The sequence below is a fragment of the Streptomyces sp. A1136 genome, from assembly GCF_004795055.1.
Lineage (GTDB): Bacteria > Actinomycetota > Actinomycetes > Streptomycetales > Streptomycetaceae > Streptomyces.
On sequence record NZ_SSBJ01000031.1, the window covers coordinates 19,696 to 46,684 of the forward strand.

Genomic DNA, 26,989 nt, shown 5'->3' on the forward strand with positions numbered 1-26,989 from the left:
GGGGCGTCATGACGCGCACCTGGCTCTGCCCACGCTGCTCATGCTCTGCGGCGCGGTCGTCGCGACCGGACTGGTTCTGACCGCAAGCCCCGTCACAGCCGCGGCGCTCCTGCTGGGGTTCATGGCGCCGGCGGACGTGCACTCGCCTCTGGTCTTCCCCCGGTCGATCTCCGCGGCGGAGGCACAACGCCGCAGCGCGATCGACTGGCGACCGGTCGTCTACCGGCGGTCGGGCTGTACGTTCTGCCTCCGACTGCGCGTCCGGTTGGGGCGCGGCGCACGCCTGGTGCACTGGGTCGACATCTGGCGTGACCCGGCCGGAGCGGCGGTGGTGAGGGCAGCCAACGACGGCAATGAGACCGTGCCGACCGTCGTCGTGGCCGGCCGGCCCCACGTCAACCCCGATCCCGGGTGGGTCCGCGAACAGCTCGCCCGTTCCGCGTGATGGGGAACGGGGCGCCTCCGCCTCGCGTACCGGTGTCCGGGTGGCCCTGCCGGCTTCGTACGCCGCGCACAGCTCGGAACACGCTCCTGTCCAAGACCCGACCACCGCCGCGGCCTGACGGGACCTCACCCCGAAGGCTTCACCGGCCCCTTCCCCTTCACCTTCCCCTTGTCATTCTTGTCCTCCTTGTCCTTCTTCTCCGTCTTCCCCTCGCTTTCGACTCGGTCTTCCTTGGCCTTGCCCGCTGGACCGCGGCCCGTCGGGCGGGCGTCGTCCGAGGTCGTGGCCGCGGAGGCGGAATCGGGTGACCGGTTCGCGGTGCCGGCCGCCGGGGTCGGGGAACCCGTTGTGGTGGTGTGCGAATTCGTGGACACGGACGTGGCGGGTATCGCGGAGGGAGCGGGCCTCGCCGGTTTCGTGGGCGTGGGCGACGGACGCGCGGCCGCCTCCGACGTCGACGGTCGGCTACCGGAGGGCGCGTGCGAGGAATCGGTCGCCCCTACCAGGAGCACGGACGCGCCGACCACGCTCGCGGCCATCACCGCGACGCCCGCCGTACGGCGAGGGGACCGGCGCGGGCGCTTCTCGCGACCGGGAAGGCCCGGCGCGCCGCCCAGCGGAGCGGGTGCGCGATGCGTGTCCGACACCGGCCCCGCCGGAACGGCGGTGGGAGCCGGCGTCAAGGCCACGTGCGGATGCGGCTTTCGCACCGCGCCGAGACTCTGCAGGGTCAGGTGGATGCGGGCGGCGTCGGGGCGCGCCTGCGGGTCCGGGTCGGTCATCGCCGTCAGCAACCGTCCCAGATCGACAGGCACCAGCTCGGGCACCTGGGGCGGACGCAACAGCGGGGCCACGCCGAGCTCGGCGGGTGTGCCCACGTACTCACGGACACCGGTGAGCGCTTCGAGCAGCGTCAGACCCAGGGCGTAGACGTCGCTGGCCATACCCGCGCCCTCGCCGCGGAGTTGCTCGGGGGCCATGTAGGCGAGGGTGCCGACGAGCGTGTCCGGTTCGCTGCGCGAATGGTCGTCGACGGCCCGGGCGAGTCCGAAGTCGGCCAGGAACGGTGAGCCGTCGTCGCTGAGCAGGACGTTGGACGGCTTGATGTCGTGATGGATGATGCCGTGCGCGTGGACGTGGTCGAGGGCCGACGCGATCTCGGCGCCGAGCCGGATGACGTGTACGGGGCTCAAGGAGCCGGCGTCGATGCGGGTGCGCAGGGTGATGCCCGGTATCAACTCCGTCACCATGTAGGCACCGTGTCCGTGCCGTCCGACGTCGTACACGGTGACGAGGGCTCGGTGCGAAAGCCGGGCCAGGGTCTGCGCCTCGTCGCAGAAGCGGTCGGCGGTGACGGCGTCCGCGCCGGGGCGGAAGATCTTGACCGCTACCTCGCGTTCGAGGACTTGGTCGACACCGCGGAACACGTCCGCCGTCCCACCGGACCCTATGAGGGCTCGAAGCCGGTAACGGCCGCCGAGCAGGGAACCGAGCGGGGTCTGCACTGCGTGGGCCGAACTCGGGCGCGCCGACATGCGGGACCTCCTCTACTCGCCGGCAATACGCCGCGCTTACCCCCCGGATGACGGGCTACGCAGTCCCGCCCGCCCTCCGGGGGCCTGAGGGAGGTCCCGCCGGCCCCTACCCCCGTAAGGGTCCGGCGGGAGGTCTGTCAGTGCTCCGGCGCGGTCGCGGCGGCTCTCAGCACGCGCTCTGCGAAGTCCCGCGCGGCGGTCAGGTCCTCGGCGGCCGGGCGGTGCTTGTTGATGCCACCGACGATTTTGAAGGGTGCCCAGGTGTCGAACGCCCGGCACGAGAAGGCGCCGTCCACCTCGTAGCCCTTGCCTTCGAGGAGCCGAGTGAGGGCGCGGGTGTAGGGCCTCGGCGGGATCTCGGGGAGCCCGCTGGTGGCGAACACGAACGCCCGGCCCCGGCACGGGGGCAGGGTCTTGACGAAGTCGGTCAGGCCGTGGTGGAGCTTGCCGTAGAAGACGCCCGAGCCGAAGCCGACGAGGTCGGCGCCGGCCGGCTCGGCCGGGTCGGCTTCCTCGGGGGTGACGACCTTCGCGTCCAGTACGTCGGCCATTGCGTCGGCGACCCGACGCGTGTTGCCGTGCGACACGGAGGTGCACACGATGACGATCTTCATGGCTTCCATGGCGGGAGTCCTCCTCCGGTGTCGGGCGTGTCATAACCCAGACCCGTCCCGACCGGCGGAACGTGACACCTCACCACCGTGGCGTGCCTCACACAGGTGGCCGGAGGGTGTGAAGTCCCCTTACAGCGAGCGGTGCGGTTTGCGAGTCGCGGGGCGCGTGTCCGGCATCGCGAGGCCGGCGGAGCCCGGGGATCCTGCCGGTGTGCGGCCCCGGTGCCGCGTCAGGGAGCCGGATGCTGACGGGGGAAGGCGGTGCGGGCCGGGCCGTGGGCGTCTCGCTCCACGTCTACGGCCGGGAGTACCTGGAGGACGGAAGGGGTCTCGGGGGCGGCGGCTTGAACGGCCCGGCCCGACTCGCCATGAGGATCGTCATCGTTCCGGCGAAGAACAGGCTCAGGACGATCAATGCGAGGCCGACGGGGTTCTGTGGATTGTAGGAGTAGCGGCTGGTTCCCCACCCGCTGCGTGTGAAGACGCGGCCGGCGCGGAAGAGCATGCGGCCGCCGTGGTGGCGCGGGCGGTCCTCGCGTTCGTGGGCGGCGTCTGGGTTGGAACACCAGCCGGCTGAGGTAATCCGGCGCCGCGAGGCCGGCTCTGGGTGCGACGATCGCCCGGCCACCGCGCCGGGCCGGGGCTGACCATGCGCATCCGGCTGGTGAACCGGACGAGCCACGCGCCGGTGTCGCGGTCGTGACCGGCTGCGGGGGGTGGGGCGACTCGGAGCGGCACCTGTCCCGACGCAGCCGCCCGAACCGGGCACGGCGTACCCGCCCGAGCGACCGGGAAGCCGCGCGGGCGGGTACGCCGAGACCGGCTGTCGGACTTCGCGGAGGGCGTCAGGCTCCGGGGTCTGGGCGGATTTCGCGGGCAGCGGTGTCGTCGGGGGAGCTGCCTGCGGTCCGCTCTCCGGTGGCATCGGCGGCAGCGCCGCCGGTCACAAAGGCGTTGCGCTCTTCGGCAGGAGTCATCTCCCTTTCTCCCGCCGGCTCGACTTCTCCCGCCGGCTCGACCGAACCGTCCTTCTCGACCGCTGACCCTCCTCCCAGGTGGGGCCGCCCCTGCCCGATCTCGATCTTGCGACGGTGTTGGCGCCGTGTCGCCTTCGGGACGGTCAGGGTGAGGACACCATTGTCGAGGCCGGCCTCGCAATGCTCGGGGTCGGCGCCGGCGGGCAGGCTGGTGCGGTACGTGAAACCGCCCTGCCTACGGATGAGTACCTTTCCGTGCTGTTCCTCGGACAGCGAGCCGCTGACGACGAGCTGGTCGCCGTTGACCTCGATGTCGATGTTCTCGGCCGGGTAGCCCGGGAGCTCCAGCTTGAGGGTGTACGAGCGGTCGTTTTCCGTCTCCTCGGCCATGGGCATCCAGGCCCAGCGGCCCGTGGTGGGCGCGGCGGCCTGTTCCAAGTAGCGACCCATTTGTTCCCACATACGCTCGAAGTCCCCGAGGTGCAGTCCCTTCAGCACCCCGCCCGGACTGCTTCCGTGGCGTCGGATCGGCAGTGCCATCACCTTCACCTCCCGTGGTGATCAGGGGCGGCGGGCGCGCCACCCCCGACATAGAGGTGGGTAACCCCACCACCAGCGGCTAAACCGATCCGTACGAGGTAATCGTCGGCCACCGGCGCACTGCCTCCGGGGCCGCCGGCCTCCGGCACGGGCGCGCCGCCGGGGCGTCGGGGAGCGTGTCGCCCCCGGCGGCCGCTACGCCCCGACCGCCCTTTTCACCAGGCGAGGCTGGGGTAGGCGGGTGAGGGAGAGAGGGCAGGCGCGGCATAAGGAACGAGGAGCAGCGGTGATCACTCAGGAACAGTTGCCGGCATTGGCCACCTGCACGGCCCGGACGGAGCAGGGCCAGCGAGTCGGCGCGGTGGAATACGTGCTGGTGGACGACACCACGGGCAGGCCGGAGTGGGCTCGGCTCGTCGACCGCTCATCGGGGCTCGGCGGCGTGTTCGTCCCGCTGCGCCACGCCTCGCTGCACGAGGAGGACCTGGTCGTCCCGTACGCCGTGTCCGTGATCGAGCAGGCCCCCTGCGCGGCGCTGGACTGTGGAAGCGTGCTGACCGTGGCCGACGAGCACGAGTTGTTCGCCCACTACGGCCTCCAGGACGTACGCGACGAGGTGAACGCGGAGGGCGGCGCGGGCTGGGGGCGGATGGACCGGGCACAGACCATCCGGGAGGGGACGGCCGGACACGAGCGGGATGTCTCCCGACTGCGACAGGCCTCGCTCGGGAGGTAGCCGGCGAACCTCCGGCGGGGCCGGTCGCCGGGTCGACGGCCGTGCGGGGGCGGGTTCTGTAGGCCCATCCGCAGAACCGGTCAGCGCCCGTACGCACCGTTGCAGAGGCCGGTGACCGAGGAGCTGATGACTCCCTTGGACGCCCGGCACAGCTCGGCCATCTCGATGCGCCCGACGGGTGCGGAGCCGGGACGGCCGCCCTGGGCGGGAGCCGGCCGGCTCCGGGGATGCTCCCGACGCTTCGGTTTCACAGGCGGGACAGGCGGGACCTGCGCGCGGGGACGGTGCGTGCCCGGGGCGGGGTGGTGGCGCCGACCCGCCTGCTCACCGCCCGAGCCGGTTCCGCGCTCCTCCGGGCGCGGCTCGGAAGGCGCCGACCCGGTCCGCTCGCCGTCCGCGACATGAGCGACGGCGGGCGACGGGGTGGGGTCCGACGGCAACTGGGTGAGGGGGCGCGCTCCGTACCCGACGTCCGTGCCGGCCCGCGGCGTGGAGGCACCCGGTGTCATGCCCCGCTCGGCCGGCTTGTCGTCGGTGCCGTGGACCGACACACAGCCGGAGACGGCCAGCAGAGAGGCGAGTACGAGAGGCAGGACCCGGCAGCGCATCCGCCCACTGTGTCCGACCCGTCGCGGCGGGCGCGCGCCGGCTCGCGGGCATTCCACCAACGAGTGACTTGCCCGCCGGCGTTCCCGCGCCACCACCCTGGCGACCAGGCGGGACGCGCTACACGGCCGCCGTGTCCCCGGCCGGCGTCGGCAGCGCGCTTCGGGCGGGCTGCTCGCGCCGCGCCGGTGGCGGGGTTCGGAGGTGCTGGGCGGCCTCGGCGGCGGTGTAGGAGGAGGCGAAGGTGAACGCGTAGGGGGACGGCCCGTGCGCCCGCAGGTCCGCCAGCCGCTCCAGGGCCTCGTTGACGCTCGGGATGTGACCGGCGGGGACCCACCAGAGCACCAGGTGCGCCTCGACGTGTCGCTCGAACCACTCGCGACGTCGCCGCATCACCTCCAAGTGGCCACTGCGGTAGGTGAAGTCCCACAGGGCCTCCTGGGTCTCCCACACCGTCAGGTTGACGATGACGTCCTCACCCGCCGGGCGCAGTTCGGTGGCGTCGGCCGCCCCCTCCTCCACGAGTCGCCAGACGAAGCCGGGGGCGGCGTCGGCCGCGGCATTGACCGGTTCGAGCATCTCGACGAACGGCGCCAGGCGCGGGTCGTCGAGGGGGTGTCGGAGCGTGGCGACGTTGAGCTGGGCGAGGTGCGCGGCGTGCGCGACGGATGCGGTCATGGTCACATCCCAGCACGGCCCGCTTTTCTATGTCAATGAGAATTGTTTTTAGAAGTCACCACCACGCAACACTCCCCCGGCCGGGCGTCCATGCGGGCGCGCACGGGGCCGTCGGTGCCGAACATCCCTTCCAGAAGGGCCAAGTTCATGGCGCAGACAAGCGGCGGGAAGCGTTCCGCGACGGCATGGAAGGGACAGTTGCGCATGCGGACGACGCGCGCGGCGGCCTCGGCCGACTCCTCGTCACCTTCGAAGTGGGGTTCATAACCTCGGGCGGCCAGCATCTCCACGGCCTCTTCGAGGCCCGCACAGGGCGCCGCCGAGCCGCGCAGGGCCTCACCCCGGCGGCGCGCGGCCGCGCAGAGCGTGGCGTCGATCCCGGCCTGTTCCGCGGCCTCGGCGAGCAATTCGGCGGCGGTGCGGTAGTCGCGGGCCGGCAGCGACACCGCCCGCTCGATCCGCGCCCGGGTGTACACCTTGGCGGGACGACCCGCCCCCGGCCCCGAGCGGCCCGTCAGCCGGCGGCTGCCGCTCTCCAGCAGCCCGGCCTCGACCAGCTTGTCCAGATGGTGCGCCGCGAGCGTGCGGGCCACCCCGGCCGCCTCCGCGGCCTCGTTGCGGCCGACCTCGCGGCCTTGGGCCACGACGTACTCGTACAGGCGGCGGCGCACCGGATCTTGCAGCGCCGCGATCGCATCGATGTCTTCCACGCGGCCATTCTAAGAACAACACGGGTATGAGATAGAGGCGCGGCCTGTTGGCCCCTCGGGAAAAGCATCGGTGCCGGGGGGCAGGGCCGCGGGGCGGGTGGGCTGCCGGAGCCCTTCGGTGCGGCTTCGGCGGGCCGACACGGCAGGCAGCCAGATGACAGCTGTCATACGGCACAGGTGACCCGAGACCCTGCCACCCGAAGATCGCCCTCCGGCAGACTGACGGTCACCACACGACCTCGGGGGAATCATGAACATCCGCAGCAGGAAGACCGCACCGGCCGAACCGATCGACACCGGCAGCCTGTCGCCCGCCGACTACCGACTCCCGCTCTGGTTCTTCGGATTCGAAGGCGTGCTCGCAGCCGCGTTCGACATACTCCAGGCCTTTCCCTCCGCGTGGCCCGTACTGCTGGTCGCCCTGGCCGTGAACATCACCGTCTCCCTGACGCTGATGCGCAAGCGCCTCGGGCTGGCCAAGGCATTGTGGCGCGGCAAGGAGACCCGCAAGATCGCCATCGCGTTGGTGGTCCTGCGCGTCGGCAGCCATTTCCTCCTGAAGGCCCTGGGCCTGACCATCACTTCCACGCTCGGCCACGCGCTCTTCGCCGTCGCCATGGGCGCGATCACGATCGGCCTGCTCGCCTACTCGCAGCACATCGCCATCCGCGCACTGATCACCACCAAGAAGCCCGCACCCGCCGCCGCGAGCATATGAACCAGGCCGCGTCACGTCACCTCGCGATCGGCCCGCTCCCGTCGCGGCGGCCGGCTCACGCGGAAGGGAGTCCGAACCGCACCGCTGTGACGCGGTCCCGCTGACCTCGGTCGAGCAGAACGAGGGAGGTGATGCCATGGGCCCCGGTCAGTCCTTCGCGTTCGACTCGCGACAGGAATCTTCCCAGCCCTCGCTGATGGGTGCTGAAGACCCGGCGCGACGCCAGCCGCCGGCGGGCGTACTGGCCCGACAGGGCCTCCGCGGAACCGACGTCCAACACGACCATGTGCAAGGGGCGTCCGGCCCGGCGAGCCGTATGGGCCAGCCACCGTCGCATCCAACCCCGGCTGCCGCAGTCGTGGATGAGCAGGGGTCGGCGGCTGCGCAGTTCGCGGCGCGTCCACCGCATGTGCCGCAGCCGCGCCCAGGGCCGGTACGCCGCATAGGGAAGCCAGGCGGGCATGCGCGCCTCACAGGCGGTACGGGTGACGCGGGGATCGACCACGGTGGCGGCATCGGCCCACGCGCGGAGCAGCGTGCTCTTCCCGCTGCCGGGAAGCCCGGCGACCACGACCGCCGCGTCGAACGGGTACGAGAGCCGGAGATCCCGACCGGCCGGGCCTCGCAAGTCGACCATCCCCCGCGGGGATATGTCACCGCCGGGGCATGGATCGCCGAGCCCGTCCGCGGGCGCCCGGCGGTCCGGTCGCTGTTCCGCGTGGGCCTCGGTGCTCGGGTGTGTGCTCACAGGTGTAGGCCGTCCGGTACGGGGTCTGAAGGACTTCGACACTACGTGAGCCCTTTGGCCAACGGATAAGGGACCGCCAGGGGGCCGCCCCACCGACGGTGACGCACGTCGGCCGCGCCACCCGGGAGGCGACCTTGCCTTCCGATTGTGGCGGACGACGGCCATCGACCGATAGGCCGCGTCCGGGGGGTGTAGAGGACGCAGGAATGCGGCCGCACATCTGGCTCGGGTGCCCCTTGCGGGTCCCGGAAACCGAGTTGCCTCCCGCGCCGTCCCCGTTACAGCTCGGGGAGGTGGAAGCCGTTGAACAGGTCGTCCATGCCGCGCAGCGCGAGGCGGGTCGGGGTGGCGCGGACCGTGAGGTCACGGGCCGCCACCGCGAGCGGGTTACGGAGAGCGCCCAGGCGGCCGACCCGGCGGGCGCGGACGCGCACGGCGTCGGTGCGGCCGAGGCGGGCCGCGGTGTAGGCGGCAAGGGCGGCCGGGACGGAGCGTGAGTCGTGGCCGCCGTCTCCGGCGGGCAACAGGTGGGCGAGGACCACGGCGTCCTCGATGGCCTGACATCCGCCCTGGCCGAGGTTGGGCGCCATGGCGTGGGCGGCGTCGCCGAGCCAGGCGATCCGGCCGTGGTGCAGGCGCGGGAGCGGGCCGGCCAAATCGTAGAGGTCGTTGCGGAGTACGTCGGCGGGGTCGAGCCGGTCGACACGATCCAGCAGGGCCGGAATCGGGTCGTGCCACGAGCCGAAGCGTCGGCGGAGTTCGGCGCGGGCGTCGGCCGAACGGGTGCCGGCCGGGACGAGCGCGGTGGCGTAGAGGTAGAACCGGCCGTCGGACAGAGGGGTCACGCCGAACCGTTCGCCTCGCCCCCACGTCTCGCTCATCGCCGTTATCCGCAGGTCGGGGGCGTCGACGAGGGCCCGCCAGGCGATCTCGCCGATGTAGTGCGGACCGGGGTGGGCGGGGAAGTACGCGCGGCGCAACGCGCTGTGGATGCCGTCGGCGGCGACCACCAGATCGGCCGGAAGGTCGGCGCCGGTCGCCGTACGGACCGTTGAGCGGTCCGCGTCGTCGACGACGGCGGTCACCGCCGTGCCGTAACGGACGGCTTGCGCCGGCAGGGCGCCGGTCAGGGCCGCGGTGAGAGTCGGGCGTGGGACGGCGATCGGGGCCACGCCGTAACGGGCGGCCATGTCGGCCGTGTCGGTCCGGGTGAGCCACCGGCCGTCGGCGCGGCGCACGCCCATGGTCGTGGGTACGGCGCTGCCGCCGGCGTGTGCGGCGTCGACGCCGATGGCGTCGAGCGCGCGCAGGGCGTTCGGGGCGAGGCCGATGCCGGCGCCGGTGGTGGGGGGCTCCGGGGCGCGTTCGCAGACGGTGACCCGCCAGCCGCGGCGGTGCAGTGCGATGGCGGCCGTGAGGCCGCCGATTCCCGCGCCCACCACCACTGCGTGACGGTTCGTCATGGGACACCTCTTCCGATCGGCGTGGGCTTCCTCCCTCTACAGCCGTAGAGGATGCCCTCACTCTACAGCTGTAGAGTGGGGGCATGTCCACTCCTGACCGACGCACCCTCATCGCGGACACGGCGATCGCCACCGTGGCCGCGGCCGGCCTTCGAGGGCTCACGCACCGCGCGATCGATACCGCGGCCGGACTGCCCGCCGGGAGTACGTCGTACTACTTCCGTACGCGTACGGCGCTGATCGGCGCCTGTTACCAGCGCATCGAGGAACTCGACCTGGACGACATGGAGCCGAGACGGCCGGGTTCGCGGGCAGAGGCAGCGGCCTGGCTCGGGATCATGCTCCACCGCTGGTTGACCACGGGCCGCGAACGCCAACTCGCCCGCTACGAGCTCAGCTTGGAAGCCGCGCGCACGCCGGAGTTGGAGTCCGCCCTCCACCGGGCGGGCCTGGCGGCCCGCGCCCGCGCGGAGGCAGTCCTCGCGGCACTGGGCGCCGATCGACCCCGGGAGGCCGCCGAGCTACTGGCCGCCTGGACCGACGGCGTGCTGTTCGACCGGCTCGCCGGCGCGATGGCCCGTACCAGGCCGGCGCCGGACCCGGAAGAACTCACGGCGGTCGCCCACCGCATGCTGGACGCCGCCCTGACCGCCGGCTGAGCGCTGCGCCGGTATTCGACAAGACGCCCGACGCGTACGTCCCGTCGGCCGGGACAACGCGGCGCGAGGGTCCGCCCGCCTACCCGGCCCGCTCTCGCCGCAACCGATCGAACCGCTTCCGCGCCCTTCCGGTCGAGTCGTCTCCGGCCGGCCCGTGCGGAGCGACGCCACACCCGGGAGGGACATCATCGGCACGCCCACCCCCGACCGATCCGCTCCGACCGCTCGGCCCCGCCGGATGACCGGAATCGGCAGGGTACTGCTGGGCGGCGTCGCGGGCGGCGTCCTGACCGGCGCGTTCCTGGCCGTCGTGTGGTGGCCGAGGACCGAGGTGACGTACCGCGCCGACGCTCCCGCCACACTGGTCTACGACGACCGGTCGCCGCACTTCCTCGGATTGGTGCACCAGCACACGCTGTCCGGGCGGCAGTCCTACCGGATGGTGGTCGGCAGGGATCCCGGCCTTTCCTACGGGCACCTGGTCGACATCGACCCCGCGTTGGGAGCGGAGGGGATCGAGTCGACCACATGGACGGAGTCGGGAGTACGTGTCCGCTTCCGGACCGAGCACGAGGTGTTCGTCCCGGCCCGCTTCTTCCTCTTCGGCAGGTGATAACGGCGGCAGTCTCGTCCTCGGCATCGACGCCCTCGGCTTCCTGCTCTTCGCCATCCTGCTTCCGGCAGTGCCCGGCGCTCCCCCGGGTCAACAGCCACAGCAGGCGCGGGACGGTGCGGAATCACGGTGGCGCGGTGGCGGCCTGCGCGAACATCGGCCGGTGTTCGGCCTGTTCGTGCCGGCGGCGTTGTTTCTCCTCCTCTACGGGCCCTTCGTCGTCGGCCTGCCGCTGATGGCACGGGAACGAGCGGGCGGTGGGAGCGCGGAATCCGTGCTCGGTGGCCTCTGGGCGGCATTCGGTGTCGGCGCCGCCCTCGGGAGCCTGCTCGTCGGCGGCCTCCGGGCGCCGGCGCGGGGCTGGTACGCGGCGTTGGTCGCGGCGGCCTGGGGCGCCGTCACCGCCATCGTGGCCGTCCCGGCGCACCTGGCCCTGGCATGGGTGGCCATGCCGATCGGCGGCCTGGTCCACGCACCGTTCCCGGCGATCGTCAGCACCGTGATGCAGCAGCACCTCCCGGAGCGCCGCCTCAAGGAGGACGGGGCCTACTGCGTGGCTCTCACCAGTACGTTCGGGCCGCTCGGAACCTTGCTCGGCGGCGTACTCATCGCCTCCGCCAGCGCGGTCGCGGGCCTGACCGTCGACGGGGCCCTGCTCGTCGCCGTGGGGCTGGTCATGGCGTGGCTGTTGCGTTCCGACCCCGCGCCCACCACCACTCGTCCCGCCGAGGTCATGGAGCGTTGAACGAACACGCGGTGGAAGCCCGGGCGGCGGGGTTCCCTGCCGCCCGCCCGGGGCAGCGCCTGCGCACACTCGGTCACCGAGAGTTACCCGGTCCGCCAGATCGCCTGCTCGAATGTGGACGTCTCGAATGTGGACGTGCGGCGACTCGCGGAGAAAATCGAACACCTGATTGAATAAGTGGATGGAGTCCTTCCCCTTCCCCGATGACCTCATCCAGCTCCAGCAACGGTGGACGCGCACGTACAACCTGCTCGCCCTCCGACCCGATCGGGGCGGAGCCGAGCTTCGGCGGCAGCTCATCCGGCTGTCGTGCCTGATCAGCGCGCATCCGTTCTGGCGGCGGGGTGGCTACAGCGGGGTGCGCCGGGTGGAGCTGCGGCGTGCCGCCGAGGCCGCTTCGGGCGGGGAGCGGGAGCTGGTGGTGCACTACGTGGACGGCGCCTTCGCGGTGTCAGACACGGATCACGACCCTCATCGGCGTGGCCTCGGACCGGCATGAGCCGCGTACCGAACCGGCCTGGGCTCGGCCCACCGGCCCTCACCTCCCCGCCTCGGGAAGCCGGGCCTCGGGAAGCGGGCGTCGGGAGGTCGGCTACTCGGTGCCGGCTGAGTACGGGGACTCTTCCCAGGGACCGGAGCGTACCGGGACGCTTGGGCCATGCGCCCGAACCCCCGGAGCCTCGCTCCCTTCCTCCTCCTGCTTCTCGCACCGGTCGCGGCGTGGGCCGCCTGGATGGGCTGGGACCGACATCGCGTCGTCCACCCCGACGGGTCGGAAACCGGCCCTTACGAGGCCTGGCAGGTGATCGGGCTCGTATTGACGCTGCTGTGCCCGGTGTACTGGGCGGCGTCCCGACGGCATGTGCCGAGCGCCGTGATCGGCACCACGGCCGGTCTGACCGCCGCCGCTTGGTACGACTGGTCCGACGACGCCGGCGGCCTGTTCGTGATCGGCGTGGGCCTCGTCATGATGTCGACCCTCGTGGCGACCCTCGCCGTCTCCGCCCTGGTCGCCTTCACGACACGCCGCGGAGGCTCCGCTCCCGGCGCATGAGTGCGGCCCCCCGAAGTGCAGACGCTCGTCACGCCCCCTTGCCGCGCTTGCGCAGCGACTGCGGCTTGTGGACGGCCCGCCGGCCGGACTTGTCGCTCTCCACCTCGTACTGCGGCTCGTCCTTCGAGGCGTCGACGGTGCGGCCCGCCGCCTTGGTGCGTGTGGTGATCTTCTTTTTCACCTCACCGGACACGGTCCTACCGTGGCTGCTCCACGCAACCTTGTCACCCGATCCGAGCTTGTCGTCCTTGGCCATGGCAGCCTCCTCCTCCGCTCGCCGTCATTCGCCCCGATCATGTCGTCCGCGGGTCCCGATCATGTTCTTCGCGGCCGGGCAGTGCCGCAACCGCACGTCTACCGGTTCCTTCGCCGGGCCGGCGTCCAGCGGATGCGTCTTTCGCCGGATCTGTCCACGCGTTGACGATCGGCCCGGTGAGCCACCCGACGGTGGACCGGCAGGGCCCGGCTCCGGTGCCTATGGTGGGAGAACGGCTCACCGGCCCACGCGATGCGAACCGCCGCGCCGGTGACACTTCCCCCGAGGAGGAACCTCGTGACGGGCTCAGCACGTTCCTTGCAAGGCCGCACCGCTGTCGTGACCGGCGCCGCCCGCGGACTGGGTGCGGCGATCGCCCGGGAACTCGCCCGGCGGGGCGCCGCGGTCGCACTCCTCGGCCGTGAGGAGTCGACCCTCGCCAAGGTCAGGGATTCGATCCCCGGACCGGCCCGGTGCTGGGAAGTCGACGTCACCGACGACGACACGATGCGGCGGGTTGCGGCGGACGTACGGGAGCGCCTGGGCCCCGCCTCCATCGTGGTCGCGAACGCCGGGGTGGCCGAGGGCGGCCCCTTCGCGGAGTCCGATCCGACGCTCTGGCGCCGGGTGATCGAGGTGAACCTCATCGGGAGCGCCGGCACCGCCCGGGTGTTCCTGCCCGACCTGCGGGCTTGCCGCGGCTACTACCTGCAGATCGCCTCGCTGGCCTCGATCGGGGCGGCGCCCATGATGAGTGCGTACTGCGCCTCGAAGGCCGGGGTGGAATCGTTCGCCCACTCACTGCGGGCGGAGGTGGCGCACGAGGGTGTCGACGTCGGTATCGCGTATCTGAACTGGACCGACACCGACATGATCCGCGGCGCGGACGATCACCCCGTACTGCGCGAACTGAGGGCGCACATGCCACGCCCGGCGAGGAAGGTCTATCCGGTCGAGACGGTGGCCGCCCGTATGGTGCGGGCCGTCGAGCGGCGCAGTGCGGCCGTGTACGCACCGGCGTGGCTCCGGGCCACCCAACCCGTCCGCGCCGCGATGCCGCCGGTGGTCACGTTCCTCTCGAAGCGGGAACTCCCGCGGCTCCAGCGGAGAACCACCCTCCAGGCGACGGGACTGCTCGGAGCCGGCGGCCTGGCGGACTCCGTCGGTACCCGACACCCGGACCGGCAGGCCGGCTGAAGCGGAGGCGGCCTACCGGTCCAGGGCAGGCGCAGGGCAGACTCGGCGAGGTCACCATCCGACAGGCCGGCAGCGCGTACGGGCCAGGTAGTGGGCGTCGTCCAGGGCGCGGTAGGTCGTCGACGCTGCGGCGCTGACGTACGGGTGGGGTGCGTCGGCCGCCACGCCTGTCGCGATCACGGAAACGACCTCCCAGCCGGGGTCGGTCCGCCGGGGATCACGAGACACGTCCGATACGACTGCGCGTCCCCGTGATCCATTTCCGGTCAGGGCGATCGTGAGGCGGTTCCGATCGCCTCGCGCGCCGCCGATCCGCGCCGGCGACAGCTCAGCAGGTGTCGCCGACCGCGTCCATCTTGGACCCGAAGCGCTGCCCGTAATTGCTGCCGTAGTCCCCCTTGCGGACCGCGTGGCACTCCTTGCCCTTCGCCCAGTCGATGAACGCGCCCGACCTGTTGGCCCGGAAGGAATAGACGTGGTCGACGAACTTGGCGGGCAGATCCACGTAACCACCGCGCCATACGTAGAGGTCCCCGGTCCCGTCCTGGAACCTCCACAAACAGATCGCGTTGGCCGGGCATGCGGGCAGCGCCTGCGCCGGCGTCGTGGTGGCGAGTGTGGCCATCACCGCCGCCCCCAAGACCACCCAGGTGCGCGGGTGGTGTGCCCGTAAGTGACGTGTCCTCACTGGTTCCTCCTCGCCGAGCCGGTTTCCCCATCGTCCTCGTCCCGGCGGGGAAATGTGCGAGAACGGGGACATCTCCACTGCTTCGGCGAGGAATCGGCCGGATAGCGGATCTTCCCCTCCACACCGGCCTCATCCGGCGCGCACGCCCCAGCGGCGGTCGGCGGCGGCCGACGCCAGACGGTCAAGCCTCCGACGGAGCGGGTCCGGACGGAGCGGTGTCAGACGGGCCGGCGTCAGACGGGCCGGCGTCAAACGGGCCGGCGTCAAACGGGCCGGCGTCAAACGGAGGTGAAGACGTCGTCCCGTGCGCCGTCGAGGACGAAGCCGTTGTCGAAGCGGACGCGTACCGTGACGCCCGCGCCCCGTTCCTGATGCGCGACCCACGCCGGCTCCAGGGAGGCGACCTTCTCCTCCAACTGCCGCTTGCTCTCCGGCGGCATGTCATGGCCGAAGGAATCGAGGAGCGAGTGCAGCCTCTCGTACTCGCGGACCTCTTGACCGGGGTCCCGCTCCCCCACCACCCGGTCGACGGTGCCCTCGGTCCCCGCCGCCAAGATCAGGAACCCGGCTGCGGACCCCGTCGGGGAGCCCTCCACCATGGCGACCGCGTCGGTCAGCCCGATGTCCACCGCCAGCTTCACCCGCCGGCCTTCCTTCAACGTCATGACCCTTCACTCTCTTGATGCGCCGCGTGCCCGACCGCCAACCGAGGCGGCAACCTCAGCGGCAGCCGGGGGGTGGCCATTATCCGTCCCGTTCGAGGACCGCGTACCGACGGCCCGTCGGCCGCAGCGCAGCGCCGCGTACAGGTCGACCTTGTGGTCGATCCCCCTCAAGGAGCTGTTCGAGGCCGCACACGCCGGGGGCATGGCCGAGGAACCGGCGGCGGTCGGGCCCCTGGGGCGGCTCGCCGCGCTCGGTCGCCTTCAACGCCCAGTGGTTCCGCCTCGCGGTCGACCCGGACACGGGTGAGATGAGGATCCTGCGCAGCGTCCACGCGGCGGCCGCCGGCTAGGACGGGGACGCGGACCATACCGTCCTGCCCTGGGCCGAGCTGGACACCGACTTCGGCGGGAGCCCGGTCCTGCCGGCCACCCGCCTCGACGGAGACGATCTGGACGACGCCGGCTGCCGGCTGGCGGTGCCCTCGGACCGGTGCGGGGCGCGCTATGTCAGCGCCGTCACCCACGTGTGGTTCGGCGCGCTGTCGCCGCCGAGCCTCGGCGCGTAGGCGACACGGGCGGCGGCGGCCGGCTCGGCCATTCGGCTTGCGGTTGGCCGAGCACGAGGCGGCGGCGAGACAACGAGGCGGTCCCTCCCTACCTTCTAGGGTGTTCCTTTCCCGCTCGAAAAAGGTGGATTCGTGCGATCTGTACGCGCTCTCGTCACCCTCGTCGCCGCCGGTGTCGTCATCCTCGGCGGCGCGTCCGCCGCCGCCGCCGACGTGAACGTCACCTACCAGCCCGAGCCCTCATACACGTTCACCTTCGGCAACTGGCTCCAGTTCGCTGCCGACGACGTGTTCAACGCGGGCCACGACAACACGGTCGGCTCCAACAACTGACGGCGTGGACCCACGATGCCCCTTGCCCCACGGCAAGGGGCATCGCCACGGGGTCGGCGGGTTCACCGCCGGGTCATCGCGCCGACGACGGCTCTCCGGCGTCTCGCCCGGCCGGGGCGGGGCGCCGGGCGGAGCGGCGGGGCAGGAGGCAGGCCAGGGCGCCGAGGAGGAAGCCGTACACGGCCACCAGTCCGTGACCGTTGGACTGGGCGAACCACATGATCAGCCCCAGCACTGGCACGCCGAGGGCGAGCAGGGCCTCCTTGACGTTCAGCCCCTCCCGGCCGGAGCGCACGGCGCGCAGCAGGAGGGGCGCGGCGAGCGTCGCCGCGAGGAAGTAGGTGGCGCCCGAACTGCCCGCGAAGTTGCGCGGGTCGGTGCTGTGGGCCGTCTCGCCCCACAGCTTGTCGATGTAGGTCGGCAGGAGGATTCCGGCGGCGAAGAGGCCCAGCATGAGGGGACCGCCCCAGAACCATTCGGCGAGCGCGGCGATGACGGCGATGGTCGCGAGGTTCCAGGCGTCCCCGAACAGGCCGCCGTTCTGCATGAAGACGGAGGTGACGACGCGCCACCAACCCGACTTGGACGGGTCGCTGTCGAGGGCGTCCATCGCGCCCGACCAGCAGAGTTGGGTCACCAGGCCGGCGACGACGAGGACGGTGAGCCCCACCGCGGCCCAAGGCGTGCGACGCCCTCTCAAAGTGCCCTCACCCAGCAGGGCCAGTCCGCCCTTGAACATCAAAACCATCAGTGCCGCCGTGGTCACGCTGAACACCAGTGCGTCCATCGTCACCACCCCCCTTCAATCCCCGTCGTGTGGTCGAGGACGACAGTAGCCGCACGAACGGCCGAATTCAAACAGTGTTTGAAACCCGGGGTAGGCTGCCTCCATGAAGCTGACAGCGGAGCGGATCATCGACGCGGGCATGGCGGTCTTCGCCGAAACGGGTTACCACGGCCTGTCCATGCGGAGGGTGGCCCAGCGGCTCGACGTCCACGCCGGGAGCCTCTATTACCACGTGCCCAGCAAGAGCGCCCTGGTCCGACTGATGGCGGACCGGGTCGCCCGGCAGGCGTACGAGGCGGGGACCGCCGCCCTGGCCGAACTACCCCCCGGGGCAGGCTGGCCGGAACGCGTCGAGGCCCAACTGGTCGCGTTGCGCGGCACACTCCGACGCCACCCCGGCGGGGCGGTGATGTTCGCGGACAGCCCCAAGGTGCTCAGCGCCGGGGCGCTGGCCTTGATGGAGCGACTGCTGGAATGCCTGCGCGACGCCGGCTTGCCCGCCGAACACGCGGCTGTCGGGGCGGACGCCCTGCTCAGCCATGTCACCGGATTCGTCCTGCAGGAGCAGAGCGAGTCCCCCTCCGTGGCCGTCGGCGTCGAGGAGGGCCTCGCGTTGCGGGAGCGGTTCCCGCTGACCGTCGCCGCCGCCTCGACCCTGGGGGAGGACGAGAAGTACGCACGCAGCGTGCGGCTCCTGTGCGCGGGCCTGGGAACGCTCCTGGCGTAGATCGCCTGCCGACGCGGTCACCGGGCCCCGGCCGGGCGGCGTCGTAGGGTCAGTTGCCGGAGCCTTCGGGGCCTGAGACGGGGTCGGCGGCGGGGTCGGCGTCGGGTATCCATGAGCCGTGGATGCCCGCGGTGACACGCCGCGGGAGCTGGACGGCGGCGATCGGGTCGAGGCCCGAGGCGTCGAGGACCAGCAGTCGCGAGCTGTCCTGCTTGAGGTCGGAGACGACGGTGAGCAGGTACCCGTCGTCCTCACGGGTGGCGCCGGCGGCGGGGACGAAGACGGCCTCGCTCGGAAGTCGGGCGTCTCCGGCCTCGTGGACGCGGCGGGCACCTGTGACGCGGTCGTACTTGACGATGCCGTATCCACCGAAGCCGTACCGGTCGGGGAAGGACACGGCGTACTGGTAGCGGTGTTCCGCGCCCAGGAAGTCCTCGTTGAGGGTGGGGAATTCGACGGCGAGGTCGTCGACGGTCTGCTCGGCGACGCTGCCGGCGGCCAAATCGATGGTCCAACGGCGCGTGAGGGAGCGGGTGTTGGGCTCGCTGCCGCGATCGGGGGCGCCCACCCACCAGTTCCAGGAGAGGCGGAAGCCCTCCCGGTCCACGGTGGGGCCTTCCAGCACGATCCGGCCTTGGGCGTCCTCGTACGCGTTGGCGGCGTGCAGCATGTTGCCGGGCTCGATGGGGAACCAGCGGATACCGGCCGCACCGTGCGGGCCGCGGGGCATGACGCCGATACGGGCGGGCTGGTCGTCGTTCCAGCCGTAGGGGATGCCGGATCGCTCGGTGGGGTCGAAGGTGACGGTGCCCTCGACGAAGACGACGTGGTGGCGGGTGAGGGCGAAGTCGTGTTTGAGGGAGGCGGTCGCCCCCGGCACTTCGAAGCCGTGCGTGATCCGCCCCGCGCCGTCGGCCACGTAGTACATGAGGTACGGCGGGAACGGCGACGAGCCGAAGAAGTGCAGCTCCCCGGTGAGCGGGTCGGTCTTGGGGTGGGCGGTCATCGCGCTGCGCAGCTTGCCGTCGAAGTCGTGGGGGCCGACGGTGTCGAGGTCCCGGGTGAGTTCCACGGGAAAGTTGGCCTCGCTCAACGCGAGGAGGCGGCCGGCGTGTTCGATGACGTGGGTGCCCGCCGTGGCCGCCGTCAGGTCAGGGCCCCGGTCGGTCATGTACGGGGCACCGTCCAGGGCCGGCGTGCGGACCCAGCGGTTGCGGTACCACTCGGCGCGGCCGTCGCGCAGGCGGATGCCGTGGACCATGCCACTGCCCTTGAACCAGTGGGTGGGGGTGACGCCGGGCTTGGGGTTGTGGCTGTTGCGGATCAGCCTGCCGGTCAGCTCGGGCGGCAGGACGCCTTCGACGGTGAGGCCGGTGGCGGTGATCTCGTCGACGGCGGGCGTGTAGTGGCCGGTCAGGTAGGGCTTTCCGGGCATGGCGGGGGCCTCGTTTCCGTGGAGGGTGGGGGCGGGGGTGCGGCGTGGTCAGCCGGTGCGCTCGGCGGCGGCCTTGAGAGAGGCGAGCCAGGCGGTCAGGGACTCGTGCAGGGCCCGGCCGAGCCGGTCTGCGGCGGCGTCGACGGGCGCACCGCTCCAGGACTCCTCAGTGCGGACCACGACCCGGTCGCCGGTCCGTTCGAAGGTCCACACGTGGACGCCTTCGATGCCACCGGCCGGGCCGCCCCAGACCAGGCGCTCGCCGGGGACGATCTCGCGGACGGTGGAGGCGATGTCCAGCCCGTGCGTCCTCCAGTGGAACGTGCAACCGGGCGTCAAAGGGCCCTGGAGATGGGCGTGTTCCACGTCGGCGTTCCAGTCGGCCCAGGCGTCGATGTCGGTGTGCAGGGCCCACACGTGCTCCGGTGTGGCGTCGATCACGGTGGAGAGGCGAACGACGACGGGAGCCGTCTCGTCGATGGTGAACATGGGATGCCTTTCCTGGCGTTTAATGAGTGGTTGAACACTCACTCTTAGGGGCCAAAGAAGGCGGGGCTGTGCGCCCCGCCGCGCGGCTCGGCGACTGGTCGCCGCGGTCCGCCGTCAGTAATGCCTCATGCCGGCCGACAGTGTCCGCGTCCAAGGGGCGTCCACCTCGTCCGCGCCCGTGGAGACGATGAGGTGACACAGCATGCCGCGGGCGAAGAACTCCTGGATCTGCGCCTCCGTCGCGCCGGACGCGCCACGCACGTACTCCACCAGTCGGGCGTAGCCACGGCGGACCGCCTCGCGCACGGCGGGCTCGGAGACGGCCGCCGCCTGGGCGTGGAGCTGGATCAACATCACGTCATTGTCGGTGATCAACCGGGCGTAGGCGTCCCCCATGGCTTTGAGGACCACCTCCGGCGAACTGCCCCCGGCGTCGGCGGCGGCCCGCTCCAGGCCTGCTCGCACCTGCACGAAGCAGTGCTCCGCCACCGCCGTGAACAGCAGCTCCTTGTTCGGGAACAGGCGGTAGACGTATGCCTGGGAGATGCCGGCCGCCTTCGCGACCTCGGAAGTGGTCGTACCCCAGTAGCCGCGGGCGGCAAAGGCGCCGAGGGCGGTGCGCAGCACCGTCTCACGGCGTTCCTCGGCGGTGGACAGTTGGCGGGGGCGTTCGCTCTTCATGTGAGTACTCAACCACTCACACTCGTCCGTGTCAACGTCGGCTCCTCGCGGGGGCGTTGGCGCCTGCCCGCGACGCCGGGCGATGGGGAACCCACCCGATCGGTCGAAGTCGCCCCCGGTGGAACGGATCGCCGCGTACGCCTGTCTACCCTGACGCGCACCGCGACGGGGTGCGGCCGGGCAGCCCGAGGCGGTCCGTTCCGATACGACGCAGAGGCTTTACCGAACCGTGAGTCTGACCAGTGCCACTCCCCTGCTCATCGCCGTACTCGTCCTCGCCCTCACCTTCGCCGCGGTGCTCCGGTGGTGGCCCCGGCTCGCCGGCCGGGGTTGGAGACGGGTCGCCGGACGGGTGGGGCTGCTGTGCCTGATACAGGTGCTGCTCCTGGCCACCGTCGGGCTCGTCGCGAACCGCACCTTCCTGCTGTACGGCTCCTGGGCCGAACTGGCGGGCCACTCCAAGCCGGCGCCTCCGCCCGGTCGCGCCGCCGCCGACAAGCCCGTACGCGTCCTCGGCCGGCAGGCGACCGGCACGCCCGGCGGCGGGCCGCCGCAGGTGGCCGGCGTGATCGAGAAGGTCATGGTGCACGGCGCGCGCTCGGCGGTCGACGTCCCGGCGTACGTGTACCTGCCGCCGGAGTACTTCCAGAAGGGCAACGAGGACAAGAAGTTCCCGACCACCGTCGTCCTCACCGGGTTCCCGGGCATGGCGGAGAACCTGATCAAGGGCCTGGACTACCCGAAGAAGGCGTGGTCCCTGGTCAAGGAGAAGAAGACCCGGCCGATGATCCTGGTGATGTTGCGGCCCACCACCGAATCGGCACGCAACACCCAGTGCATCGATGTCCCGGGCGGCCCGCGGAGCGAGACCTTCTTCGGCACCGACCTCCCGAAGGCGGTGTCGGCCACCTACCGCACCACCCCCCAGCACGCCGGCGGCGCCGCCCGCGGCTGGGCCGTCATGGGTGATTCGACCGGAGGCTACTGCGCGCTGAAGCTCGCACTGCAGCACCCGGAGAGCTACGCGGCCGGGGTCGGTCTGTCGGCGGACTACAAGCCGGAGGTGGACGGCTACTCCGGTGACCTCTTCCACGGCAACGGCGCCGAGGAGCGCCGCTCGGACCTGCTGTGGAGCCTGGACCACCTGCCGCAGGGCAAGACGTCCTTCCTCGTGACGACCTCGACGCAGGGAGAGGCGAACCTCAAGCCCACGCAGAAGTTCATCGAGAAGGTGAAGGGCCCCGCCCGTGTCTCGTCGATCACCCTCGACCACGGCGGTCACAACTTCGCCACCTGGCGACGGGAGATCCCGCCGGCGCTGGAGTGGATCAGCAACCGCATCGGCCGCGACTGACGCGAACGCCCTGCGTGGTGGAGACCGTGTACGCGTGACGGAGACCGTGTACGCGCCTCAGCCGTCGAGCAACCGCCGCGCGGTGAGGGCGAGTCTGGCGCGGGTGAGTCCGGTGGGGTCGGTCAGGTCGATGCCGAGGGTCTTGCCGATCTGTTCGAGTCGGCGGGCGACGCTGCTGTGGTGCAGGTGGAGGAGGTCGGCGGCCCGTCGCAGTGAGCCGGCGGCGCAGTAGGCGTCGAGGGTCTCCAAGTCCTCCGGGAAGTCGGCGAGTCGGGCGACGGCGACCACGTCCGGGTTGTCTCGCAGCGCGTCCGGGGGCGTCTCGGCCAGGAGCGCCAGGGCGCCCAGGGCGGTGTGGCGGATGACGGGTTCGCGCGGGGTGGTGAAGCGGAGGGCGGTGCGGGCCTGTCGCCAGGACCGGTGGGGGCCGCCGGCCGAGCCGATGCCCGCGCGTACCCCTGCCGGGAACCGGGCCGGGTCGACGGTGGCGGCCAGGATGACGCCGACATCGGCCAGTGGCGCCGCCTTCGCCGGGCGGCCGGGGCAGATCAGGCCGCTGATCCGGTCGAGCGGGAGCCGCGTCCGTACGGCCACGACGTGGACCGGCTGGTCGGCTGCGAAGCCGAGCAGCCGCAGTGCCCGGGCTCCGGCCGCCTCGTCGGCGTCGGAGCTGATCGCGAGTTCGACGAGGGCGGGATCGGCCATGGTGGTACGGGCCGGGCCGTAGCGCTCCGCGACGGCCGCGGCGGCGATCGCGAGCCGGTCCAACAGGATCTCGTCGAGCGGGTCGGGGGGCCCTGGGCGTTCCAGCCACACGGTGCCGATCTCCTCCTCGTCCAGGGTGATCGCCGCGGTGGTGGACGCGGGTGCCGGCGGGGTCGACGCGGCGGTGCCGTGAGGTGAGACGCGGGTCGTGTGCCCGGTGCCGTGGAGTCGTATGCCGGTCACGCATTCGGCAAGGCCCGCCGAGGCCCGGGCGAGCGCGGGGAGGTCCACCCTGCGACGTATCAGTGTGTCGTAGAACGCGACGACGCGGATCGCGCCGTCGACGTACGGATCGAGTCCGGACAGCCGTAGGGCCAGTGCCTCCATGGCACAAGGATAGGAGGCCCGGGTCGCGCCGATCGGTGCGCGATCGGGGCGGGACGCGCGACGGATGGCGGGTGACCGCCCGGCGGGCGGCCGCGAGGATGGCCGTCATGGATCCCGAACTCGAAGCGTTCGTCCCCTTGTTCCCCGAGGCCGACCTGAACGACCCGGCCCGCGCACGTGAGGAGTTGGCCGCGTTGGCCGCCGCGATACCGACGCCGGAGGTCGCGGGCATGAAGACGGAGGACCACACGGTGCCCGCCGACCCGGACGTGGCGGTGCGGCTCTACCGCCCGCTCGGGGCGCGGGGCGCCATCGTGTGGCTGCACGGCGGTGGATTCGTCCTCGGCGGTGTGGAATCCGAGCACCCGTGGGCCACCCGGATCGCGGACGGCTCCGGCGCGGTGGTGATCGTGGTGGACTACCGTCTGGCCCCGGAACACCCTTTCCCGGCCGCCCTGGACGACGCATACGCCGTATTGACCTGGGCCGCCGAACACGCCGACGAACTCGGCATCGACCCGGAGCGGATCGCGGTCGGCGGCCACAGCGCCGGCGGCGGCCTCGCGGCCGCGCTGGCGCTGCGGGCGCGCGACGAGCGGGGGCCCGCGATCCGCTTCCAGTTGCTCAACCAGCCGGGGCTGGACGACCGGCAGGAGAGCTGGTCCGCGCGGCACTTCACCGAGTCGCCCTGGATGGATCGCGACAAGGTCACCGCGTCGTGGCGGCAGTATCTGGGCTCGACGGCCGCCACGCCGTACGCCGCCCCCGCCCGGGCCGCCGATCTGTCGGGGCTGCCACCGGCCTACATCGCCACCGCGGAGCTCTGCCCGAACCGCGACGAGGACCTCGCGTACGCGATGCGCCTGCTCCGGGCGGGCGTGTCGGTCGAGATCCACCAGTGGCCCGGCACCTTCCACGGCTCACAGGCGATCGTCTCGGCCGAGGTCTCGCAACGACAGAACGCCGAACTCGGTGCGGCGCTGCGCCGCGGTCTGGCCGGGTGAGCCGTGGACATCGACAGGCAGGGGGAAGCGCGGATGCGGGGGAAGCCGGAAACACCGGAGGAGCTCGAAACACGCGAGGAGTTGGAGGCGGCCTTGGAGGCGGTCCACCGCGCGGGGATGCCGGGGGTGTTCGCCGAAGTACGCGACTGCGGTCACATTGGAGCGGCGCCCGCGGGGTCGCCGACGTGGGGACCGGCCGTCCGGTCACGCACGACATGCGCCACCGCGTCGGAAGCGTGACCAAGACCTTCACCGCCGTCGCGATCATGCACCAGGTCGAGCGGGGCCTGCTCTGCCTCGACGCGCCGATCGGCGACCTCCTGCCGCGGTTCGTACCGGGAGAGCGCGGCAGGAGGATCACGGTGCGGATGCTGCTCAACCACACCAGCGGCCTCAGGGACTACCTGCCCTACGCCTTCCCGTCCTTCCGGGGGTTCCCTTCCCTCTCGGACATATCTCCGGAAAGCCTTGACGACAACCGGTTCAGGAGGTTCCACCCGGCCGAGCTGATCGGGATGGGGGTCGCGGCACCGGCCACCGGCGAGCCCGGGGGCCCGACGGGGGTGTACTCCAACACCAACTACCTGCTGCTCGCCCAGCTGTTGGAGCAGGTGACCGGCACCACGGCCGAGGACTACATCACCCGCGAGGTCATCGAGCGTGCCGGGTTGCGGCACACCGGGTTCCCGTCCGGCCCGCGGATCGAGGGTCCGCACGCCCGCATGTACGAGGCGCTGTACGGCTTGATCGCCCCGCCGCGCGACTACAGCGTCTACGACATGTCCTGGGTCGGGCCGGCAGCGGCCCTGGTGTCGACGGTGGAGGATCTCAATCGGTTCTACGGCAGACTGCTCGCCGGCGGGATCGTCGACCGGGCGTCGCTCACCGAGATGCAGCGCACGGTGCCGGTCCGCGCGCTGGACGGGACGACGATCGACTACGGCCTCGGCCTGCACAAGGTCGTGGTCGAGGACGGCGGCACCTTCTGGGGTCACGACGGCTCGGCCTGGGGAGCCGGGACGGTGTCCTTGACCCGCGCCGACGGGCAGCGGCAGATGTCCGTGGCCGTCAACCTCGCGAGGTGGAACGAGCGGGACTCCTCGGGAAGGCCGCGGCGCCACCCCATCGACGACGCGCTGGCCGCGCTGTACCAGCGGGCGTTGGGCGGCGGGACCCGGACCGGGGAGGCCTCGGGGGACCTCGACGGTCAGCAGGGGGTCGAGGGGCCCTTCTGACGGGTGAGGTTGTCGTTGGACATCCAGCCCGCGGTGTTCGTCCCCTCGATCCGGACGTACGTCCACTTGTTGCCGTGCGCGTTGACGACGTAGCAGTGGTACCAGACCTTGGTACCGGACTTCGCCAGCGTGACGGCGGGGCAGGTCTGGTAGGGGCCGGTCTCCAGGTGGTAGTCGCCGGCCATGTAGGCGTAGCTGCCCGGACTCGGGTCCTTGTGGCTCCATCCGCCACAGGCCGTCGGTACGGGGCCGGGCCGGCCCGCCGAGGCGCTCGGAGTCGCCCCGTGGGCGCCGGCCGTGCCCGACGGGGACGGCTTGGCCGACCGTGTCGCGCCGGCCTTGGGCGGGGACGCGCTCGGAGCCGTCTTCGCCGGACGTCCGCCGCCCGCCGAGGGCGTGGTCGCCGGCAGGGCCGCCGGCGCCCGGCCGCCCCTTCCACCGCCGTGGCCCCCGGTGAGGGCGTAGGCGACCCCGCCCGCCGCGAGTACGGCGACGGTCGCGGCCACCGCGACGACGGTACGGCCGCGGCCCCGCGCGGGGCCGGCTGCCGAGGCCCCTCGCGGCGGGGGCGCGGGCGGCCCGGAGACCGGGACGGGACGGGGGTGCGCGGGCTCCAGGTAGGGCAGGTGGAGCGGTACCGGAACGACGCCGGCCCCCGGGGCGGGGCCGAAGGCGGGGGGCGGACCGAAGCCGGGGGCGGGCGCGGGGGGCGGTGGTGCGGGCGTCGCCACGACGGCCGTGGCCGGCGACGGGCTGCCGCCCGGCGCACGGTTCTCGGCCGTCTCGGCCAGCATCGCGCGCGCCCGGTCGGCCGTGGGACGCTGGGCGGGGTCCTTCGCCATGAGCGCCCGGAGCACCGGTCCGAGCGGTCCCGCCCGGCGGGGTTCGGGCAACGGGTCCGCGACGATCGCCGACAGGGTGGACCACACGGAGGTGCGGCGGAACGGCGACGTGCCTTCCACGGCCGCGTACAGCGTCATGCCGAGCGACCAGATGTCGGAGGCCGGGCCGGGCTCCTGCCCCTGGGCGCGCTCGGGCGGCAGGTAGTCCAGGGAACCGACGAGTTCGCCGCTGCGCGTCAGCTTGGCGAGGGACTCGTCGCCCGGGCCGTCCATGGTGGCGATGCCGAAGTCGGTCAGCACGACCCGGCCGCCCTGCTCCAGCAGCACGTTGCCCGGCTTCACGTCCCGGTGCAGGACCCCCGCGCGGTGCGCGGCGTCGAGGGCGTCCATCAGCTTGGCGCCGATCGCGGCCGCCTCGCGCGGGTCCAAGGGGCCGCGCTCGGTGAGGACGTCGTCGAGGGAGGGCCCCTCGATCAGCTCCATCACGATGACCGGCAGACCTTGTTCCGAGGTCACGTCGTGCACGGTGACCACGCCGTCGTGCCGGATGCGGGCGGCGGCTTGCGCCTCCCGTTGCATCCGGGCGCGCAGGTCGGCGAGTTCGGGGCCTCCCGCGTCGGTGTAGGCGCGCAGGACCTTCACGGCGACCTCGCGGCCCAGCAGCGTGTCCTGGGCCCGGGCCACCACGCCCATCCCGCCCCGGCCGATCATCGCCGTCACCCGGTAGCGGCCCCCCAGTGTCCTGCCGACCAGCTCATCGTTCATCTCCCCCGTCGGCACCGCACACTCCGTTTCGC

30 protein-coding genes and 3 pseudogenes are annotated in these 26,989 nt (G+C 72.1%); 15 read left to right on the top strand and 18 right to left on the bottom strand.

Annotated elements, in window-relative coordinates; genetic code table 11:
• Positions 1–8: 8 nt before the first annotated feature.
• A pseudogene (locus tag E6R62_RS26875) lies at positions 9–445 on the top strand (glutaredoxin domain-containing protein).
• A 125-nt stretch (positions 446–570) separates the two neighbouring features.
• Here E6R62_RS26875 and E6R62_RS26880 read toward each other — a convergent pair.
• The 3 genes from E6R62_RS26880 to E6R62_RS26895 form a co-directional block, all read right to left on the bottom strand.
• Positions 571–1,980 carry a serine/threonine-protein kinase gene (locus E6R62_RS26880; RefSeq protein WP_136216069.1) on the bottom strand — a complete coding sequence of 470 codons (1,410 nt, stop codon included), beginning with the start codon at positions 1,978–1,980 and terminating at the stop codon, positions 571–573.
• A gap of 137 nt (positions 1,981–2,117) precedes the next feature.
• Complete coding sequence (locus E6R62_RS26885; protein WP_240801925.1) at positions 2,118–2,603, bottom strand: flavodoxin family protein; 486 nt, start codon at positions 2,601–2,603, stop codon at positions 2,118–2,120.
• Between the two features lie 836 nt (positions 2,604–3,439).
• Positions 3,440–4,111: an Hsp20/alpha crystallin family protein gene (locus tag E6R62_RS26895; RefSeq protein ID WP_136216071.1), complete on the bottom strand. Its 672-nt coding sequence runs from the start codon at positions 4,109–4,111 to the stop codon at positions 3,440–3,442.
• A gap of 286 nt (positions 4,112–4,397) precedes the next feature.
• On the opposite strand from E6R62_RS26895, the gene E6R62_RS26900 reads away from it, so the two are divergent.
• A complete protein-coding gene (locus E6R62_RS26900) occupies positions 4,398–4,847 on the top strand; it encodes a hypothetical protein (RefSeq protein WP_136216072.1) in 450 nt (149 codons plus the stop codon).
• An 80-nt stretch (positions 4,848–4,927) separates the two neighbouring features.
• Here the strand turns inward: E6R62_RS26900 and E6R62_RS26905 are convergent, their stop codons facing one another.
• From E6R62_RS26905 to E6R62_RS26915, 3 genes are all read right to left on the bottom strand, one after another.
• On the bottom strand, positions 4,928–5,455 hold the full coding sequence (locus E6R62_RS26905) for a hypothetical protein (protein WP_136216073.1): 528 nt from the start codon (positions 5,453–5,455) through the stop codon (positions 4,928–4,930).
• Positions 5,456–5,573: 118 nt separating this feature from the next.
• A complete protein-coding gene (locus E6R62_RS26910) occupies positions 5,574–6,131 on the bottom strand; it encodes a DUF3291 domain-containing protein (RefSeq protein ID WP_136216074.1) in 558 nt (185 codons plus the stop codon).
• Between the two features lie 32 nt (positions 6,132–6,163).
• Positions 6,164–6,841, bottom strand: a complete 678-nt coding sequence (locus E6R62_RS26915) for a metalloregulator ArsR/SmtB family transcription factor (RefSeq protein ID WP_136216075.1) — start codon at positions 6,839–6,841, stop codon at positions 6,164–6,166.
• Positions 6,842–7,091: 250 nt separating this feature from the next.
• Here E6R62_RS26915 and E6R62_RS26920 point away from each other — a divergent pair, with 250 nt between their 5' ends.
• Complete coding sequence (locus E6R62_RS26920) at positions 7,092–7,559, top strand: hypothetical protein (RefSeq protein WP_136216076.1); 468 nt, start codon at positions 7,092–7,094, stop codon at positions 7,557–7,559.
• Between the two features lie 55 nt (positions 7,560–7,614).
• On the opposite strand, the gene E6R62_RS26925 is transcribed toward E6R62_RS26920, so the two are convergent.
• Both E6R62_RS26925 and E6R62_RS26930 read right to left on the bottom strand, forming a co-directional pair.
• Entirely contained in the window at positions 7,615–8,196 is a 582-nt protein-coding gene (locus tag E6R62_RS26925; RefSeq protein ID WP_136216077.1) for an AAA family ATPase, read from the bottom strand.
• A 389-nt stretch (positions 8,197–8,585) separates the two neighbouring features.
• Complete coding sequence (locus tag E6R62_RS26930) at positions 8,586–9,770, bottom strand: FAD-dependent oxidoreductase (protein ID WP_136216078.1); 1,185 nt, start codon at positions 9,768–9,770, stop codon at positions 8,586–8,588.
• 83 nt (positions 9,771–9,853) lie between these two features.
• On the opposite strand from E6R62_RS26930, the gene E6R62_RS26935 reads away from it, so the two are divergent.
• From E6R62_RS26935 to E6R62_RS26955, 5 genes are all read left to right on the top strand, one after another.
• Positions 9,854–10,429: a TetR/AcrR family transcriptional regulator gene (locus E6R62_RS26935; protein WP_136216079.1), complete on the top strand. Its 576-nt coding sequence runs from the start codon at positions 9,854–9,856 to the stop codon at positions 10,427–10,429.
• A gap of 238 nt (positions 10,430–10,667) precedes the next feature.
• Positions 10,668–11,042, top strand: coding sequence for a hypothetical protein (locus tag E6R62_RS26940; protein WP_240801926.1), 375 nt, complete (start codon positions 10,668–10,670; stop codon positions 11,040–11,042).
• 163 nt (positions 11,043–11,205) lie between these two features.
• On the top strand, positions 11,206–11,787 hold the full coding sequence (locus E6R62_RS26945) for an MFS transporter (RefSeq protein ID WP_136216080.1): 582 nt from the start codon (positions 11,206–11,208) through the stop codon (positions 11,785–11,787).
• 181 nt (positions 11,788–11,968) lie between these two features.
• On the top strand, positions 11,969–12,286 hold the full coding sequence (locus E6R62_RS26950) for a hypothetical protein (RefSeq protein ID WP_206308854.1): 318 nt from the start codon (positions 11,969–11,971) through the stop codon (positions 12,284–12,286).
• A gap of 159 nt (positions 12,287–12,445) precedes the next feature.
• Positions 12,446–12,841: a hypothetical protein gene (locus E6R62_RS26955; RefSeq protein WP_136216081.1), complete on the top strand. Its 396-nt coding sequence runs from the start codon at positions 12,446–12,448 to the stop codon at positions 12,839–12,841.
• A 28-nt stretch (positions 12,842–12,869) separates the two neighbouring features.
• Here E6R62_RS26955 and E6R62_RS26960 read toward each other — a convergent pair whose 3' ends face one another.
• Positions 12,870–13,097, bottom strand: a complete 228-nt coding sequence (locus E6R62_RS26960; protein WP_136216082.1) for a DUF2945 domain-containing protein — start codon at positions 13,095–13,097, stop codon at positions 12,870–12,872.
• 297 nt (positions 13,098–13,394) lie between these two features.
• Between E6R62_RS26960 and E6R62_RS26965 the strand changes: the two genes are divergently transcribed.
• The gene (locus E6R62_RS26965; RefSeq protein WP_240801927.1) at positions 13,395–14,294 is read left to right on the top strand and encodes an SDR family oxidoreductase; all 900 of its coding nucleotides are present in this window, start codon (positions 13,395–13,397) and stop codon (positions 14,292–14,294) included.
• A 51-nt stretch (positions 14,295–14,345) separates the two neighbouring features.
• On the opposite strand, the gene E6R62_RS41860 is transcribed toward E6R62_RS26965, so the two are convergent.
• From E6R62_RS41860 to E6R62_RS26980, 3 genes are all read right to left on the bottom strand, one after another.
• Positions 14,346–14,474 carry a hypothetical protein gene (locus tag E6R62_RS41860; protein ID WP_276615661.1) on the bottom strand — a complete coding sequence of 43 codons (129 nt, stop codon included), beginning with the start codon at positions 14,472–14,474 and terminating at the stop codon, positions 14,346–14,348.
• Between the two features lie 148 nt (positions 14,475–14,622).
• Complete coding sequence (locus E6R62_RS26970; RefSeq protein WP_240801928.1) at positions 14,623–14,982, bottom strand: peptidase inhibitor family I36 protein; 360 nt, start codon at positions 14,980–14,982, stop codon at positions 14,623–14,625.
• A gap of 278 nt (positions 14,983–15,260) precedes the next feature.
• Positions 15,261–15,647: a hypothetical protein gene (locus tag E6R62_RS26980; RefSeq protein WP_136216085.1), complete on the bottom strand. Its 387-nt coding sequence runs from the start codon at positions 15,645–15,647 to the stop codon at positions 15,261–15,263.
• 353 nt (positions 15,648–16,000) lie between these two features.
• Here E6R62_RS26980 and E6R62_RS41220 point away from each other — a divergent pair.
• Both E6R62_RS41220 and E6R62_RS26995 read left to right on the top strand, forming a co-directional pair.
• A pseudogene (locus E6R62_RS41220) lies at positions 16,001–16,213 on the top strand (molybdopterin-dependent oxidoreductase); the annotation flags it as partial.
• 132 nt (positions 16,214–16,345) lie between these two features.
• Positions 16,346–16,546 carry a hypothetical protein gene (locus tag E6R62_RS26995; protein ID WP_136216086.1) on the top strand — a complete coding sequence of 67 codons (201 nt, stop codon included), beginning with the start codon at positions 16,346–16,348 and terminating at the stop codon, positions 16,544–16,546.
• A gap of 73 nt (positions 16,547–16,619) precedes the next feature.
• On the opposite strand, the gene E6R62_RS27000 is transcribed toward E6R62_RS26995, so the two are convergent.
• Positions 16,620–17,333, bottom strand: a complete 714-nt coding sequence (locus E6R62_RS27000) for a hypothetical protein (RefSeq protein WP_240801929.1) — start codon at positions 17,331–17,333, stop codon at positions 16,620–16,622.
• Positions 17,334–17,436: 103 nt separating this feature from the next.
• On the opposite strand from E6R62_RS27000, the gene E6R62_RS27005 reads away from it, so the two are divergent.
• A complete protein-coding gene (locus E6R62_RS27005; protein WP_136216087.1) occupies positions 17,437–18,060 on the top strand; it encodes a TetR/AcrR family transcriptional regulator in 624 nt (207 codons plus the stop codon).
• A gap of 49 nt (positions 18,061–18,109) precedes the next feature.
• Here E6R62_RS27005 and E6R62_RS27010 read toward each other — a convergent pair whose 3' ends face one another.
• The 3 genes from E6R62_RS27010 to E6R62_RS27020 all read right to left on the bottom strand — a co-directional run bounded on the left by E6R62_RS27010 (position 18,110) and on the right by E6R62_RS27020 (position 20,665).
• On the bottom strand, positions 18,110–19,495 hold the full coding sequence (locus E6R62_RS27010; protein WP_136216088.1) for a carotenoid oxygenase family protein: 1,386 nt from the start codon (positions 19,493–19,495) through the stop codon (positions 18,110–18,112).
• Positions 19,496–19,543: 48 nt separating this feature from the next.
• Complete coding sequence (locus E6R62_RS27015; protein ID WP_136216089.1) at positions 19,544–19,984, bottom strand: SRPBCC family protein; 441 nt, start codon at positions 19,982–19,984, stop codon at positions 19,544–19,546.
• Between the two features lie 114 nt (positions 19,985–20,098).
• Entirely contained in the window at positions 20,099–20,665 is a 567-nt protein-coding gene (locus E6R62_RS27020; RefSeq protein ID WP_136216090.1) for a TetR/AcrR family transcriptional regulator, read from the bottom strand.
• Between the two features lie 229 nt (positions 20,666–20,894).
• Here E6R62_RS27020 and E6R62_RS27025 point away from each other — a divergent pair, with 229 nt between their 5' ends.
• Entirely contained in the window at positions 20,895–22,019 is a 1,125-nt protein-coding gene (locus tag E6R62_RS27025; protein ID WP_136216091.1) for an esterase family protein, read from the top strand.
• Positions 22,020–22,076: 57 nt separating this feature from the next.
• Here E6R62_RS27025 and E6R62_RS27030 read toward each other — a convergent pair whose 3' ends face one another.
• Positions 22,077–23,111 (bottom strand): helix-turn-helix domain-containing protein, encoded by a 1,035-nt coding sequence (locus E6R62_RS27030; protein ID WP_136216092.1) that lies wholly within the window; start codon positions 23,109–23,111, stop codon positions 22,077–22,079.
• Positions 23,112–23,218: 107 nt separating this feature from the next.
• Here E6R62_RS27030 and E6R62_RS27035 point away from each other — a divergent pair, with 107 nt between their 5' ends.
• Both E6R62_RS27035 and E6R62_RS27040 read left to right on the top strand, forming a co-directional pair.
• Positions 23,219–24,115: an alpha/beta hydrolase gene (locus E6R62_RS27035; protein WP_136216093.1), complete on the top strand. Its 897-nt coding sequence runs from the start codon at positions 23,219–23,221 to the stop codon at positions 24,113–24,115.
• Positions 24,116–24,148: 33 nt separating this feature from the next.
• Positions 24,149–25,350 (top strand): annotated as a pseudogene (locus E6R62_RS27040) (serine hydrolase domain-containing protein).
• On the opposite strand, the gene E6R62_RS27045 reads toward E6R62_RS27040, so the two are convergent.
• Entirely contained in the window at positions 25,323–26,957 is a 1,635-nt protein-coding gene (locus E6R62_RS27045; RefSeq protein WP_136216140.1) for a serine/threonine-protein kinase, read from the bottom strand. The pseudogene E6R62_RS27040 and the gene E6R62_RS27045 sit on opposite strands and share 28 nt — an antisense overlap.
• Between the last annotated feature and the right edge of the window lie 32 nt (positions 26,958–26,989).